Origin of the sequence: Saccharothrix mutabilis subsp. mutabilis, from assembly GCF_039521145.1 — a bacterium.
Lineage (GTDB): Bacteria > Actinomycetota > Actinomycetes > Mycobacteriales > Pseudonocardiaceae > Actinosynnema > Actinosynnema mutabilis.
On the sequence record NZ_BAAABU010000002.1, the window covers coordinates 88,552 to 102,759 of the forward strand.

Consider the following 14,208-nt stretch of genomic DNA (forward strand, 5'->3'; position numbering starts at 1 on the left):
CCCGGTCGGGCGTCACGGCGTTGGAGGAGCCATGAAGAAGGTCACCGCGGCGCTGCTCGGGTTGACGGCCGGCGTGGTCGCGTGGGGGTTGCGGGACGTGCCCGGGGCGTTGGCCGGGCGGCCCGGCGGGGAGCGGGTGTGGCGGTCGCCGCGGTACTGGGACGGGAAGTTCCACAACACCGCGCGCACGCGCACCATGCCCCCCGGAAGTGCCGGGGACACCGCGCGCGAGCTGGTTTTCGGCGGGCAGCAGCGGCATCCCGTCGGGCCCGTGCCGCTGGTCCGCGCCGCGCACGACGTGGCGGGTGAAGGGCTGCACCTCACCTGGTACGGGCACGCGTCCACCCTGGTCGAGATCGACGGCGCCCGCATCCTGCTCGATCCCGTGTGGAGCGACCGCTGCTCGCCGTCCCGCCTCGTCGGGCCCAAGCGGCTGCACGCCGTGCCGCACACGCTGGCCGAGGTCGGGCCGGTCGACGCCGTCGTCATCTCGCACGACCACTACGACCACCTCGACCAGGCGACGGTCCGCGACCTGACCGCCACCACGCACGCCGTCTTCGTCGTGCCGCTGGGCATCGGGGCGCACCTGCGCCGCTGGAAGGTGCCCGAGGCGCGGATCGTCGAGCTGGACTGGGACGAGTCGCACGACGTCGCCGGCGTCCGGCTGGTCGCCGCGCCCGCGCAGCACTTCTCCGGCCGCGGCTTCCGGCGCGACAACACCCTGTGGGCGTCCTGGGTGGTCCTCGGCCCCGAGCACCGCGTCTACTACAGCGGTGACACCGGGTACTTCGACGGCTACAAGCGCATCGGCGACGAGTACGGCCCGTTCGACGCGTCCCTGATCCAGATCGGCGCGTACGGACCCGGCTGGCCGGACATCCACATGACGCCCGAGGAGGGCGTCGCCGCGCACCGCGACGTCCGGGGCGGGCTGCTCGTGCCGGTCCACTGGGCGACCTTCAACCTGGCCTTCCACGAGTGGTCCGAACCCGTCGACCGGGTGTGGCGCGAGGCCAAGGCGTGGGAGGTCCCGCTCGCCGTCCCCCGACCCGGCGAAAGGATCGACGTGAACGATCCCCCGCAGGTCGACGGATGGTGGCAGGCACTCGCATGAGCACGGGCACGAGCACGGGCACGGGCACTCGGACGGCGGTCGTGACCGGTGGCGGCACCGGCATCGGGCGGGCCATCGCGGCGGAACTGGTGGCGCGCGGCCTGGAGGTGGTCGTCACCGGCCGCCGCGAGGACGTGCTGGCGGCGACGGCGGCGGAGATCGGCGCGCGGGCGGTGGCGTTCGACGCGGCCGACCCGGACCAGGTCGAGGCCGCGCCGGCCGACCTGCCGTCCACTGTGGACGTCCTGGTCAACAACGCCGGCGGCCTCGCCGGGGGCGACGACCTGAAGAGCCAGTGGCTCGCGACCTGCGAGTCCAACGTCGTCACGGCCGTCCTGGTCACCACGGCGCTGGAACCCCGGCTGGCCGAGCAGGCCCGGGTGGTGACCATCGGGTCCATCGCGGGCCGGCGCGGCGGCGGCAGCTACGGCGCGGCGAAGGCGGCGGTCGAGGCGTGGACCGCCGAGCTGGCGTTCAAGCTGGGCGGGCGGGGCATCACGGCCAACGTCGTGTCGCCCGGCTTCATCGAGGACACCGAGTTCTTCGGCGGCGCGATGACCGACCAGCGCCGGGCGACGCTCATCGCCCAGACCGCGAACGGCCGCGCCGGCACCCCGGCGGACGTGGCCGCGACCGTGGCGTTCCTCACCTCGCCGGAGGCCGGCCACATCACCGGCCAGGTGGTCCCGGTCAACGGCGGCGCGCACCTGGGACGATGAGGGCGTGACCAGGATCGTGGCGGGCGTGGCCGGGGGCCGGCGGCTCCAGGTACCCCCGCGAGGCACGCGCCCCACCTCCGACCGGGTGCGCGAGGCGTTGTTCAGCTCCCTCGAAGCGCTCGTGGACCTCGACGGCGTCCGCGTCCTCGACCTCTACGCGGGCAGCGGCGCGCTGGGGTTCGAGGCGCTGTCCCGGGGCGCGGCGCACGCGACGTTCGTCGAGTCGGACAAGCGGGCTGCCGAAGTCTTGAAGGGCAACGCCCGGACGATCGGGCTGCCCGGCGCGGTGGTAGTCAACCGCACCGCGCTGGCCGCCGTCGCCAACCCGCCCGAAGCCCCGTGCGACGTGGTCTTCGCCGACCCGCCCTACGACGTGACCGACGCCCAACTGGCCGAGGTGCTCGCCGCGCTGGTCGCGAACGGGTGGACCACCACCGGCTCGGTGGTCGTCGTTGAACGGTCCGCGCGCACTCCTGAACCGATCTGGCCGCCCGCGCTGGAATCCTTGCGCAGCAAGCGATACGGCGACACGGCGTTGTACTGGGCGGAGCACGCCGGCCCGCACGGGTGATGCGGACCACGACCGGAGTGGACGCATCCGATCGGGTGCTACCGTCCGAAACCATGACGCGTGCCGTGTGCCCCGGCTCCTACGACCCGGCCACCAACGGACACCTGGACATCATCGGCAGAGCGGCGAAGCTCTTCGACGAGGTCGTCGTCGCCGTGCTCATCAACAAGAACAAGAAGACCCTGTTCTCGGTGGAAGAGCGCACGGAGATGCTGCGCGAGGTGACCGCGCAGTGGCCGAACGTGCGGGTCGACTCGTGGCACGGCCTGCTGGTCGACTACTGCCGGGAGAACGACATCCAGGCCATCGTCAAGGGCCTGCGCGCGGTCAGCGACTACGACTACGAGCTGCAGATGGCCCAGATGAACCACCAGCTCACCGGCGTCGAGACGCTGTTCATGCCGACCAACCCGATCTACAGCTTCCTGGCCAGCTCGCTGGTCAAGGACGTGGCGACCTACGGCGGCGACGTGTCCACGCTGCTGCCCCCGTCGATCATGGCCCGCCTGACCCAGCGCCTCGCCGAGCGCCGCTGAGGCGCGTCGAACACACTCCCCGTGGCCGGATCATCACACGATGTGGTGATTCGGCCACTCGCATGAATGACGTCACACCGGTCTGACCTGAGCCCATCTGAAAGCTTGATCACCTACGCCAACACGCGCCCCCGATCTCCCGGCGTGTCGTGATCGGGCAGGGCACACTAGGACGGGTACCGCAGTGTGGGCGTGGGGAGTGTGCCGTGTACCGGGTGTTCGAGGCCCTCGACGAGCTGGTCACGATCGTCGAGGAAGCGCGTGGCGTGCCGATGACCTCCGGGTGCGTCGTCCCCCGCGGTGACGTGCTCGAACTGCTCGACGACGTCCGCGACGCCATCCCGGCGGAGCTGGACGACGCGCAGGACGTCCTCGACCACCGCGACGAGCTGGTCGGCAAGGCCCAGCACGAGCTGGAGGCCGCCACCAGCAAGGCTCGCGCCGAGGCCGAGCGGATCGTCGCCGAGGCCCAGCACGAGGCCGAGCGGATGCTGTCGGAGGCCCGCTCGCGCGCCGAGCGCATGGTCGCCGAGGCCGAGGACCAGGCGCAGCGCACGGTCAACGCCGGTCGCCAGGAGTACGAGGACCTGGTCGGCCGCGCCCACGCCGAGGCCGACCGCATGGTGCAGGCCGGCCGCGCCAACTACGAGCGCGCCATCGAGGAGGGCCGCGCCGAGCAGGCCCGCCTGGTCGACGCCACCGAGGTCGTGCAGGCCTCGCACGCCGAGTCCGCGCGCATCCTGGAGGCCGCCCAGGCCGAGGCGATCCGGCTGCGCAGCGAGTGCGACGCCTACGTGGACGGCAAGCTCGCCGACTTCGAGGACCTGCTCGCGCACACCCTGCGCAGCGTCGGCAAGGGCCGCTCGCACCTGCGCGGCCCGGCGGTCAACGCCGCCGCCGCGCCGTTCGACTACCACGAGTCAGCGGCCCGCTGAGGCGGCGCGGACCGCGCGCCCACCGCGCGGTCACCGCCCGCACAAGCCCCTGAGCACCCGATTTCACGTCACGGCCGGTTGTCCCGTACCCTTGACCGGCTGGCCGTGGTAAGTCACCCGTCGGCGAAACCAACATCATGTCTGAGCACCGTCACGCCTCCGCGCGTCCCGCAGCCACCGGGCCCTGGGTCATCGACACCAGGGACCTCGGGCGTCGTGCGGGCTCTTCACGCGCGGTGACCCGGTCGGTGCCCGCCGAGGGAATGGGCCTCGAAGGCGTGATCGCGGTGCCGAAGGGTGGCGTCGTCGACCTGGACCTCCTGCTGGAGTCCGTGGTCGAGGGCGTCCTGGTGACGGGCACGGCCTCGACGGTGGTCGAAGGGGAGTGCTCGCGCTGCCTGGAGCCGCTGTCGGCGAAGGTCGAAGTGGGGCTCACGGAGCTGTACGCCTACCCGGACAGCACCACCGACGAGACCACCGAGGAAGACGAGGTCAGCCGTCTGCACGACGACCTGGTCGACCTCGAACCCGTGGTGAACGACGCCATCGTGCTGTCGTTGCCGCAGGTGCCGCTGTGCTCGCCGGACTGCCCCGGGCTGTGCGTCGACTGCGGTGGCAAGCTGGCTGAGCTCGGCCCCGACCACGGGCATGAGACGATTGACCCCCGGTGGGCCGCTCTGCGCGAGCGGTTCGACGGGAATCGTGACAATCCAGAGGAGAACTAGTCGTGGCCGTCCCGAAGCGGAAGATGTCGCGCTCGAACACGCGCTCGCGCCGCGCTCAGTGGAAGACCGCTGCCGTGCACCTGGTGGCCTGCTCGAACCGGGCCTGCCGCCAGCCGAAGCCGCAGCACGTCGCCTGCCCGGCCTGTGGCCAGTACGACGGCCGCCAGGTCGTCCAGCCGGCCTGACCTCCTCCAGCGAAGAGAAGCGGCGCACAGTGGGGGGCAGGTCGTCGCGCGGTCGGTCCGCCGACCGCGCCCCGTTGCTCGAAGCGCTCGGCGTCCCGTTGGACGCCGAGCTGCTGACGCTCGCACTGACACACCGGTCGTACGCGTACGAGAACGGCGGTCTGCCGCCGAACGAGCGACTGGAGTTCCTCGGCGACGCGGTGCTCGGCCTCGTCGTCACCGACCACCTGTACCAGACCCACCCGGAACTGCCCGAGGGCCAGCTCGCGAAGCTGCGGGCCAGCGTGGTGAACATGCACGCGCTGGCCGGTGTGGCCCGGGGCCTGGGCGAGGACGGTCTGGGCGGGCACCTGCTGCTCGGTCGCGGCGAGGAGCTGACCGGCGGCAGGGACAAGGCGAGCATCCTCGCGGACGGCCTGGAGGCCGTCATCGGCGCGGTGTACCTGCAGTTCGGCATCGACACCGCGCGTCAACTGGTCCACCGCCTGTTCGACCCGCTGTTGGCGGAGGCGCCGCTGCGCGGCGCGGGCCTGGACTGGAAGACCAGCCTGCAGGAGCTGACGGCTTCGGCCGGGCTCGGCGTCCCCGAGTACCGGGTGGACGACCAGGGTCCCGACCACCGCAAGGAGTTCACCGCCACGGTGATCGTGGGTGGCCAGTCCCACGGCGCCGGTGACGGGAAGACCAAGAAGGAAGCCGAGCAGAAGGCGGCCGAGGCCGCCTACCGGGTGCTGTCGGAACGGGTCCGCGCGGAGCAGGAAGCCGCCGCGGCCGGCAACGGGCACGCCCAGAACTCGGCGACACCGCGGACTTCACCCACCAAGGAAGACTGACGCCGATGTATGCCACGAACGTCCGGACGACCCGGCGCGTGCGCGACCGCCGACCCTCCCGACCGTTGAACGCCACCCGCAGCGGCGGCATCCAGGGCCTGGTCCTGGTCCGCGACACCGCGCAGAACGGTGGCTGGATGCTCAAGCCGACCAAGCCGCAGGCCGCCGCCTACGAGCTGCTGGAGGAGCTGGAGCAGGCCGCCGCCGAAGAGACCGCCGAGAACGAGGACTGACCACCCGCACGTGCCCGAGCTGCCCGAGGTCGAAGTAGTCCGCCGAGGCCTCCACGAGCACGTCGCCGGTCGGACCGTCGCCTCGGTCGAGGTCCTGCACCCCCGTGCGATCCGCCGCCACCTGTCCGGTGCGGCGGATTTCGCGCACCGGTTGACCGGTCGCACCATGGTCGAGGCCCGGCGGCGGGGCAAGTACCTGTGGGTGGACCTGTCCGAGGGCGACGCGCTGCTCGCGCACCTCGGGATGAGCGGCCAGATGCTGGTCCAGCCGCCCGGGGCGCCCGACGAGAAGCACCTGCGGGTGCGGGTCCGGTTCGCCGACGACGGTCCCGAGCTGCGGTTCGTGGACCAGCGGACGTTCGGCGGGCTCGCGCTGGCCGACCTGGTCGACGTGGACGGCACCGCCCTGCCCGAGCCGGTCGCGCACATCGCGCGCGACCCGATGGACCCGGCGTTCGACCTGGCGGCGGCGGTGGCCGCCCTGCGCAGGCGGCGCACCGAGGTGAAGCGGGCGCTGCTGGACCAGACGCTGGTGTCCGGTGTGGGCAACATCTACGCGGACGAGGCGTTGTGGCGGTCGAAGCTGCACGGCCTGCGGCCGACCGAGAAGTTGACGCGGGCAAAAGCGGAGGAACTGCTCGCGCACGCGTCCGACGTGATGCACGAGGCGTTGGGCGAGGGCGGGACTTCTTTCGACGCGCTGTACGTGAACGTGAACGGCCAGTCGGGGTACTTCGACCGTTCGCTGAACGTTTACGGGCAGGAGAACCGGCCGTGCCGCCGATGTGGCACGGCCGTGGTGCGAGAACCTTTCATGAACCGTTCGTCGTTCTCGTGCCCGCGCTGCCAACCGAGGCCGCGCGGGCTCGGGCGTTAACGGGTTCTCGGTTCCGCGAGGCGGCGCAGCAGCGGGGTGACCGAGCGGACGTGGTCGCGCTCCTCTTCGGACAGCCGCGACAGCCGTTCGGAGAGCAGCTCGGCCTCGCCGTGCGCGAGGGAGACGATCGTGTCCCGACCCGTGCCGGTCAGTTCCACGATGGTCGCGCGCCCGTCGGCCGGGTCGGCTTCGCGGCGCACCAGGCCGCTGGATTCCAGGCCCGTCACCACGGTCGTCGCCGTGGGTTGGGAGCACAGGGCGCGGACCGCGATCTCGCCGATGCGCATGGGGCCCTGGGCGGCCAGCTCGGCGAGGACGAGGAGCTGCGTGGGTTGGAGCCGTCGGACCGACGCCGACTGCCGCAGGCTGCGGACGAGCCGGTGGACGGCGACCACGAGCTGTAACGCGTCTTGGTTGGTCACACTGGTGGTCATCGTGGACCTCCTCGTGGCTCACCCACCGTGAGCACTTGTCCGAATTCGGACAGGACATTTGCACTATCGCGCGACCGATGTCCAGCAAATGGATTCATTCGCACCCGGATGTACTCACCCTTTCCGCACCGATGCGGTCAGGTACCCGCTAAAACGCCATAAAAGCGGTGATGGGAGGCGTCAAGACCACGTCAGAATCGGCCACGGACAGCGAGCGCGGCCGGTTTGGACGTAGTGTCGGACCGTGACGAAGGTGCTCGTGGTCGACGACGAACCGCAGATCGTGCGCGCCCTGCGGATCAACCTGTCCGCCCGCGGCTACGCGGTCCTGACCGCCCACGACGGGACGGCGGCGCTGAAGGCCGCGGCCGAGGGCAAGCCGGACGTGGTCGTGCTGGACCTCGGGTTGCCGGACGTGGACGGGACGGAGGTCATCGCGGGTCTGCGCGGGTGGACGTCGGTGCCGATCATCGTGCTGTCGGCGCGGACGGACTCGACGGACAAGGTCGAGGCGCTGGATGCCGGGGCGGACGACTACGTGACCAAGCCGTTCGGGATGGACGAGCTGCTGGCGCGGTTGCGCGCGGCGGTGCGGCGGTCGGCGGTGGCGGAGGGCGAGGACGCCGTGGTGCAGACGGCGTCGTTCACGGTGGACCTGGCGGCGAAGAAGGTGCTGCGGGACGGGGTCGAGGTGCACTTGACGCCGACCGAGTGGGGGTTGCTGGAGATCCTGGCGCGCAACCGGGGGCGGTTGGTCGCGCAGCGGCAGTTGTTGCAGGAGGTGTGGGGGCCGCAGTACGCGAAGGAAACTCACTACTTGCGGGTGTACTTGGCGCAGCTCCGGCGCAAGCTGGAACCGGAACCCTCGCACCCGCGCCACCTGGTGACCGAGCCCGGGATGGGCTACCGGTTCGAGCTGTAGCCGGCGGCGAGCGGATGGCCAGGCCGGGCCAGGCGGGGCCGGGCCAGGCGGGGCGGGGCCAGGCGGGGCCGCGCCGGGTTGGCCGCGCCGGGTTGGCCGCGCCGGGTTGGCGGGCCGCGCCGGCTCGGCGGTCAGCGGGTGCGTGGCTCGGCGGGCGGGTGAAGGGCTGGGGTGTGTGGGCCTCCACCCAATCCACGCGATCGAAGGTCGGACGGGTTGTCCTCAACTCCCCCTTTCACCCGTTTGACGGACAGCGTCACCCGGCCGGCAGAGTGGGGTGGCGTTCGAAGGTGACCGTGAAGCGGACCACCGCCTCCTTGTACCTCGCCGCCCACCGACCCGTCAGGACGCGGCTGCGCGGGCTGTCGTCCGGCCGCACGAACTGGATCAAGCCGTCCCGCCGCCCCAGGCTCACGCACTGGTTGATGTAGGAGAACCGGAACGGCTTCGGCGTCCGCCCCCGCAGCTTGTCCGCCAGGGCCCGCACCGCGCGCTGGGTGGTCGGCAGGCCCGTCGCGCAGGCCATCCGCAGCTCCTGGCCGTCGGGCCGGCGCATGGCAGCGGCATCACCCACGGCCACCACCTCCGGGTGCGAGACCGACGTCAGGGTGTCGTCGACGACCATCCGCCCCCGACCGTCCACCTCGAAACCGGCAGCCCGCGCCAACTCCGGCACCGCGAACCCGGCCGTCCACACGACGGTGTCCGCGTCGACCCGCCCCTCACCGACCACCAACCCGTGCGCATCCACCGCAGTGATCCGCACGTCCTCGTGCACCACCACACCCAACCGCCCGAACACCTTCCGCAGGTGCGCCCGTCCCGCAGGGGAAAGCGCCGCCCCCAACGTCCCCGCCGTCACCAGGTGCACCTCCAGGTCCGGCCGGGCCTCGGCCAGCTCGGCGGCTGCCTCGATCCCGGTCAAACCACCACCGGCCACCGCGACCACCCGCGCGCGCCCCAGCGCCGCCCGCAAACGCTCGGCCTCCTCCAAGGTGGTCACGGTGTGCGCGTGCTCCCGGACGCCGGGCACCGAACCCAGGTCCGCATGGCTGCCCAAGGCGTAGATCAACCGGTCGTAGGACAGCGCACCTCCGCGCAGCACGACCTTGCGCGCCGCCGGGTCGATCGCCGTCACCCGGTCCACCACCAGTTCCACCCCGGTGCCCGCCAGCAGTTCGGCCAGCGGCAGGTCGCGCAACGTCTGGCCGACCGCCAACTGGTGCAGCCGCACCCGCTCCACGAACCGGTCCCGCTCGTTCACCAGGGTGACCTTCGCACCGGTCCACCTCGCCGCGAGCTTCGCCGCCGCCAGACCCGCGTACCCAGCACCGATGACCACGATGTCCGTCATGTCGCCGTCCTTTCCTCGACGGTGGAGCGAGACAGGGACGCAATCCGTGACAGCGCGCCGCTGTGACGTGCGCCACGCGCCAACAACACCGCCGGCACCAGCACCAACCACCCCGGCACGGCCACCAGCACGACCGACAGCAGCAACGCCCACGCGCCGACGCCCCACCCGACGTACGCGGGCACGTGCCCGCCCCGGCGCGCGACACCGGCCACGACCAAGCCCAACAACAGCAACGGCACGCCGAAGCTGCCCAACGTCAGCCACAGGACGTACTGGTCCGCCGTGAACGCCGCCCCCGGCGGTGGCACGGCCGCCCACAGGCCCGTGCCGACCCACCGGGCCCAGCTCTCGTGGTTGAACGCGGTCGTGAGGACGATGTGGAGAGCGCCGAGTGCGGCGAGGAGGATTCCGGCGACGCGAGTCACGAGGAGGAAGTTACCAGTGGCAACATCGCCGCGTAGGCCCTACCACCACGGCGCCCTGCGGGAAGGTCTGGTCACGGCCGCCCGCGCCCTGGTGGACGCCGAGGGCGCGGAGGGCCTGACCCTGCGCAAGGCCGCCGCCGCGGCCGGGGTGTCGCACGCCGCCGCCTACCGGCACTTCGCGGACAAGGCGTCACTGGTCGCCGCCGTGATGGCACAGGGCTTCGAGGAGCTGGCCGCGCTCGCCGAACCCACCGGCACGCCCCTGGAGCGGCTGCACGGCATCGGCCGCGCCTACCTGGCGTTCGCGCTGGCCAACCCGTCCCTCTACCGGCTGATGTTCGGGTCCGCCGACGTCCCCCGCCGCGCCGACTTCCCCGACCTCGCGGCGGCCGAGCGACGCGTCTACGCCCGCATGGCCACCGCGGTCGAGGCGGCGCAGGAGTCCGGCGAACTCGCCCCGCACCCGGTCGCCGACGTGACGCTGCTGATGTCCTGCGTGATGCACGGCCTGTGCTCGCAGCTCCTGGCCGGCCTGTTGCCCGCGGACGCCGCCCCCGAGTTGGCGCGTACGGTGATGATGTTGGTCGACAAGGGATTGGGGGCCTGATGATCACGACCCTGCACACGTCGGACGTGGACGCCGACCTGCTCAAGGCCGCACGGGCGCTGTGCGACGACGCGTTCGACGGCGACTTCTCCGACGACGACTGGGAACACTCGCTCGGCGGCGTCCACGCGTTCGCCTGGGAGGGCGACGACCTGGTCGGGCACGGTTCGGTCGTGCAGCGGCGGCTGCTCCACGGCGGTCGCGCGTTGCGGGCCGGGTACGTCGAAGCCGTCGCCGTGCGGGAGGACCGGCGCGGGCGCGGCCACGGCGCGGGGGTCATGGCGGCGCTGGAGGGCGTCATCCGGCGCGCCTACGACCTGGGCGCGTTGAGCGCGAGCGACGCGGCGCTGGAGTTCTACACCGCCCGCGGCTGGGTGCTGTGGCGCGGACCGTCCTCGGTGCTGGCCCCGAGCGGGCTCGTGCGCACCGAGGACGACGACGGCGGTGTCCACGTGCTGCCCCTCGCGGTGCCGCTCGACCTCGACGGTGAGCTGGCGTGCGACTGGCGGGACGGGGACGTGTGGTGACTCAGGCCCTGGTGGCCTGGATGATCCACGCGGCGGACGCGTAACGCACGCCGTGCTCGTCGCAGTGCCGCGCCATGTCCTCCCGCGCGGCCTCGACGACCCGTGCCCGCGCGGTCTCGTCCAGTTCGGCCAGTTGGGCGGCCTGCCGGGCGGTGATGAACGCCAGCGCGTCCGCCACGTCGTCGCCGAGCCACACCGGTTCGCTGACGGCGTGCAGCTCGACGTCCGTCAGGCCCGCCCCGGTCAGCAGGGCGCGGACGCGGTCGGGGTCGCTGAGCGAGAACGGGTGCGGCGCGTCCGCCGGCGGCTCGGGCAGCGGCTTGCCGTCGGCGAACAGCCTGCGGAACGTCGAGGCGAACTCGTTGCGCGCCAACGGTTGCCACGTCAGCAACGCCATCCGGCCGCCGGGCCGCAACGCGCGGGCGATGTTGCCGAACGCCTTGTCCGGGTCGCCGAAGAACATCACCCCGTGGCGGCTGATCACGACGTCGAACGCGGCCTCGGGGAACGGGTGCACCTGGGCGTCGGCCTGCTCGAAGGCGACGTTCGCGACGCCCTCCCGCTCGGCGCGCCGCCGGGCGACGGCGATCATCTTCGAGGACAGGTCCACGCCCAGGACGTGCCCCCGAGCGGCCCGGCGCGCGGCGTCCCGGGAGGACTTGCCGGTGCCGCAACCGATGTCGAGGACGCGGTCGGCGGGGTCGATGCGGGCCGCGTCGAGCAGCCGTTCGTGGTAGCGGGCGGCGCCGCCGTCGAAGCGGTCGGCGTGGTCGGCCCAGAAGCCGCCCTGGTCGCCGTCCCACGCGGTGAACTGGTCGGAGTTGGTCGGATCCACCGGCACGGTCATCCGCCGGACGCTACCGAGGACGTCCCGGCCCGGCGACCGCGCTTCCGGTGTGATCCGCGCCGCGTGTTCGCTCACGTCCTAGGTGCCGCGCGCGGCGCCTCCTTAGCGTTGCCCCACCGGGGACGAGTCGCAGGAGGACGAGATGTGCGCGGCCTGTGGTGTACCGACGCACGTGCCGAGGCCGCCGCGGCGGTTCGCCGCGCTGCGCAACAAGGACTGCCGGCCGTACCTGTTCGGGGCCGGGCTCGCGATGATGGCCGACAACGTCGAGCACGTCATCACGTACTGGGTGCTGTGGGAGAAGTTCCAGTCGCCCGCGCTCGCCGGGTTCGCCGTGATCAGCCACTGGCTGCCGTTCCTGCTGCTGTCGGTCTGGTTCGGGTCGCTGGCGGACCGCTACGACTGCCGACGCGTCATCCAGGCCGCGCAGGTGTTGTTCATGGGGGTGTCGGCCGCGTGGGGGATCTTGTTCCTCACCGACACTCTTCAGGTGTGGCACGCGGGTGTCCTGTTGGTGCTGCACGGCATAGCGGGTGCGTTGTGGGGACCGGGCGAGCAGTTGATGCTGCACGACTTCGTCGGCCCGGACGAACTGCCCAGCGCAGTGCGGCTCAACGCGACGTTCCGCAGCCTGGGGGTGTTGTTCGGGCCGGTGGTCGGCTCGGTGCTGTTGCTCGGGTTGGGGCCGACCGCGGGCATCTTTGTCAACATCGCGTTCTACCTGCCGTTGACGCTGTTCTTGTTCCGCACCAAGTTCACCGGCCACACGCGCGACGCCCACGTCCGGCCGCGCGTGGGCGTGCTGGAGTCGTTGCGGGTGCTGCGGGAGTTGGGGTCGAACCGGACGCTGGTGGCGATGATCGCCGTGGCGGGCCTGGCGTCGTTCTTCGTCGGCGCTTCGCTCCAGTCGGCCATGCCGATCTTCGCGACCGACCTGGGCGCGGGTGACGCGGGCCTGGCGTACGGCGTGCTGCTGTTCGCCAACGGGGCGGGCGGTGTGCTGGGCGGCGTGCTGCTGGAGGCGACGACCCGGCTGCGGCCGACCGTGCGGACGGCGGTCGTGGCGACCGGGATCTACGGCGTGACCAGCCTGGGGTTCGCGGTGACCGGCAGTTATCCGTTGGCGGTGGTGTTGTTGCTGGTCGGCGGGGTGGCGCACCTGGCGTCGATGTCGATCACGCAGACCGTGGTGCAGTTGCTCAGCCCGCCGGCGGACCGGGGGCGGGTGCTGGGCGTGTACGGGATGTCGTCGGGGGGTTTGCGGGCCGGTAGTGGGTTCACCGTGGGGCTGTTGGGGGCGGCGGTGGGTGTGCACGCTTCGCTGGCTTGGAGTGCGATCGCGTTGTGCGTGGGCACTGCTGTTGCGGCTTGGTACGCGTTGCGGGATTAGCGGGGGAGCGGGGGTCAGCGGACGCGTCGGCCGCGCAGGATCACGGCGACCGGGTGCGCCAGTTGGTTCAGGTCGGTGCGCGGGTCTTCGGCGTAGACGACCGCGTCGGCCGGTGCGCCGGGTTCCAGGCCGGGGAGGCCGAGGAAGGCGCGGGCGTGCCAGGAGGCGGCTCCCAGGGCCTCGTGCGGGCCGATGCGGGCGGCCAGGGCGCGGATCTCGGCCAGGACGGCGTGGCGGTCGTGGGGGATCGAGTCGGTGCCCGCGAGCAGGCGCACGCCCGCCTCGGACGCCGCGCCGACCAGCTCGCGCAGCGCGTGCACGCCGCCGACGAACCAGTCCTTGCGGGGACCGTCCGGCTTGGCCAGCACGTCCGGGAGGGCGCGTTCGAAGCCGGACAGCGTGGGCGTGAGGGCGGTGCCCTGGCGGGCCATGCGGTCGAGCAGGTCCGGGTCCAGCCACATGCCGTGCTCGATCGAGTCCACGCCCGCCGCCACCGCCGCCGCGCTGCCCGCCGCGTGCTGGGTGTGCACGGCGACCCGGCCGCCCGCGGCGTGCACAGCCGTGACGATGGCGGTCATCACGTCCGGCGGGACCGGTTCGTCGTCCAGGCCCCAGTCGGCGATGATCTTCGCCCACCCCGACCGCCGGGCTTGCGCGGCGGCCAGGGCGGGCAGCTCGGCCAGGTCGGCGTGGCGGCCCCAGGTGTCGAAGAACTGGCCGTGGCGGGCGATCCAGGGACCCGCGTGGAAGGCGCGGGGGAGGTCGGGGTCGGTGCCGAACCACGCGGGCGGGTCGCCGGCCAGGCCGGGGAGCAGCCAGCCGCAGACCGTCTCGGTGTGGAGCGTCTCAGTGTGGAGCGTCTCGGCGGTGCTGACCGGGTCGTCGGTCCAGCGGTCGCCGTCCGCGTGCAGGTCCACTTCCTCGCCGTGCGGGAGCGCCCGCCCCCGGATCCTGATCGCCACGGTCCC

General features: G+C 72.3%; 19 protein-coding genes. 14 read left to right on the plus strand and 5 right to left on the minus strand.

Annotated elements, in window-relative coordinates; translation table 11 throughout:
• Positions 1–31 precede the first annotated feature (31 nt).
• From ABD126_RS04150 to mutM, 10 genes are all read left to right on the plus strand, one after another.
• Complete coding sequence (locus ABD126_RS04150; protein WP_343932275.1) at positions 32–1,117, plus strand: MBL fold metallo-hydrolase; 1,086 nt, start codon at positions 32–34, stop codon at positions 1,115–1,117.
• Positions 1,114–1,836 (plus strand): SDR family NAD(P)-dependent oxidoreductase, encoded by a 723-nt coding sequence (locus ABD126_RS04155; protein WP_343932277.1) that lies wholly within the window; start codon positions 1,114–1,116, stop codon positions 1,834–1,836. Before ABD126_RS04150 ends, ABD126_RS04155 begins: the two co-directional genes overlap by 4 nt.
• Positions 1,837–1,840: 4 nt before the next feature.
• Positions 1,841–2,407, plus strand: a complete 567-nt coding sequence (gene rsmD / locus ABD126_RS04160; protein ID WP_343932278.1) for a 16S rRNA (guanine(966)-N(2))-methyltransferase RsmD — start codon at positions 1,841–1,843, stop codon at positions 2,405–2,407.
• A 53-nt stretch (positions 2,408–2,460) separates the two neighbouring features.
• Positions 2,461–2,943 carry a pantetheine-phosphate adenylyltransferase gene (coaD, locus tag ABD126_RS04165; protein ID WP_343932279.1) on the plus strand — a complete coding sequence of 161 codons (483 nt, stop codon included), beginning with the start codon at positions 2,461–2,463 and terminating at the stop codon, positions 2,941–2,943.
• A gap of 206 nt (positions 2,944–3,149) precedes the next feature.
• The gene (locus tag ABD126_RS04170; RefSeq protein ID WP_343932280.1) at positions 3,150–3,878 is read left to right on the plus strand and encodes an SPFH domain-containing protein; all 729 of its coding nucleotides are present in this window, start codon (positions 3,150–3,152) and stop codon (positions 3,876–3,878) included.
• Positions 3,879–4,015: 137 nt separating this feature from the next.
• Entirely contained in the window at positions 4,016–4,603 is a 588-nt protein-coding gene (locus tag ABD126_RS04175) for a YceD family protein (RefSeq protein ID WP_343932282.1), read from the plus strand.
• Between the two features lie 2 nt (positions 4,604–4,605).
• A complete protein-coding gene (rpmF, locus tag ABD126_RS04180; protein ID WP_015104500.1) occupies positions 4,606–4,788 on the plus strand; it encodes a 50S ribosomal protein L32 in 183 nt (60 codons plus the stop codon).
• Positions 4,789–4,817: 29 nt separating this feature from the next.
• Positions 4,818–5,621, plus strand: a complete 804-nt coding sequence (gene rnc / locus ABD126_RS04185; protein WP_343932283.1) for a ribonuclease III — start codon at positions 4,818–4,820, stop codon at positions 5,619–5,621.
• Positions 5,622–5,626: 5 nt separating this feature from the next.
• Entirely contained in the window at positions 5,627–5,854 is a 228-nt protein-coding gene (locus ABD126_RS04190) for a hypothetical protein (protein WP_343932285.1), read from the plus strand.
• 10 nt (positions 5,855–5,864) lie between these two features.
• Positions 5,865–6,731, plus strand: coding sequence for a bifunctional DNA-formamidopyrimidine glycosylase/DNA-(apurinic or apyrimidinic site) lyase (gene mutM / locus ABD126_RS04195; RefSeq protein ID WP_343932286.1), 867 nt, complete (start codon positions 5,865–5,867; stop codon positions 6,729–6,731).
• Here mutM and ABD126_RS04200 read toward each other — a convergent pair.
• Complete coding sequence (locus ABD126_RS04200; RefSeq protein ID WP_343932287.1) at positions 6,728–7,165, minus strand: MarR family winged helix-turn-helix transcriptional regulator; 438 nt, start codon at positions 7,163–7,165, stop codon at positions 6,728–6,730. The genes mutM and ABD126_RS04200 overlap by 4 nt on opposite strands.
• Positions 7,166–7,409: 244 nt before the next feature.
• Here ABD126_RS04200 and ABD126_RS04205 point away from each other — a divergent pair, with 244 nt between their 5' ends.
• A complete protein-coding gene (locus tag ABD126_RS04205; protein WP_343932288.1) occupies positions 7,410–8,087 on the plus strand; it encodes a response regulator in 678 nt (225 codons plus the stop codon).
• 256 nt (positions 8,088–8,343) lie between these two features.
• Here the strand turns inward: ABD126_RS04205 and ABD126_RS04210 are convergent, their stop codons facing one another.
• Together ABD126_RS04210 and ABD126_RS04215 are read right to left on the minus strand one after the other, a co-directional pair.
• The gene (locus ABD126_RS04210) at positions 8,344–9,441 is read right to left on the minus strand and encodes an NAD(P)/FAD-dependent oxidoreductase (RefSeq protein ID WP_343932289.1); all 1,098 of its coding nucleotides are present in this window, start codon (positions 9,439–9,441) and stop codon (positions 8,344–8,346) included.
• Positions 9,438–9,869 carry a DUF6463 family protein gene (locus ABD126_RS04215; protein WP_343932290.1) on the minus strand — a complete coding sequence of 144 codons (432 nt, stop codon included), beginning with the start codon at positions 9,867–9,869 and terminating at the stop codon, positions 9,438–9,440. Before ABD126_RS04215 ends, ABD126_RS04210 begins: the two co-directional genes overlap by 4 nt.
• A gap of 16 nt (positions 9,870–9,885) precedes the next feature.
• Here ABD126_RS04215 and ABD126_RS04220 point away from each other — a divergent pair, with 16 nt between their 5' ends.
• Both ABD126_RS04220 and ABD126_RS04225 read left to right on the plus strand, forming a co-directional pair.
• Positions 9,886–10,476 (plus strand): TetR/AcrR family transcriptional regulator, encoded by a 591-nt coding sequence (locus ABD126_RS04220; protein ID WP_343932291.1) that lies wholly within the window; start codon positions 9,886–9,888, stop codon positions 10,474–10,476.
• Positions 10,476–11,003: a GNAT family N-acetyltransferase gene (locus tag ABD126_RS04225; protein ID WP_343932293.1), complete on the plus strand. Its 528-nt coding sequence runs from the start codon at positions 10,476–10,478 to the stop codon at positions 11,001–11,003. The genes ABD126_RS04220 and ABD126_RS04225 overlap by 1 nt, the downstream gene beginning before the upstream one ends.
• 1 nt (position 11,004) lies before the next feature.
• Here the strand turns inward: ABD126_RS04225 and ABD126_RS04230 are convergent, their stop codons facing one another.
• Positions 11,005–11,850 (minus strand): class I SAM-dependent methyltransferase, encoded by an 846-nt coding sequence (locus ABD126_RS04230; protein ID WP_343932294.1) that lies wholly within the window; start codon positions 11,848–11,850, stop codon positions 11,005–11,007.
• 172 nt (positions 11,851–12,022) lie between these two features.
• On the opposite strand from ABD126_RS04230, the gene ABD126_RS04235 reads away from it, so the two are divergent.
• Positions 12,023–13,240 carry an MFS transporter gene (locus tag ABD126_RS04235; RefSeq protein ID WP_343932295.1) on the plus strand — a complete coding sequence of 406 codons (1,218 nt, stop codon included), beginning with the start codon at positions 12,023–12,025 and terminating at the stop codon, positions 13,238–13,240.
• A gap of 14 nt (positions 13,241–13,254) precedes the next feature.
• On the opposite strand, the gene ABD126_RS04240 is transcribed toward ABD126_RS04235, so the two are convergent.
• Positions 13,255–14,202 (minus strand): amidohydrolase family protein, encoded by a 948-nt coding sequence (locus ABD126_RS04240; RefSeq protein WP_343932296.1) that lies wholly within the window; start codon positions 14,200–14,202, stop codon positions 13,255–13,257.
• Between the last annotated feature and the right edge of the window lie 6 nt (positions 14,203–14,208).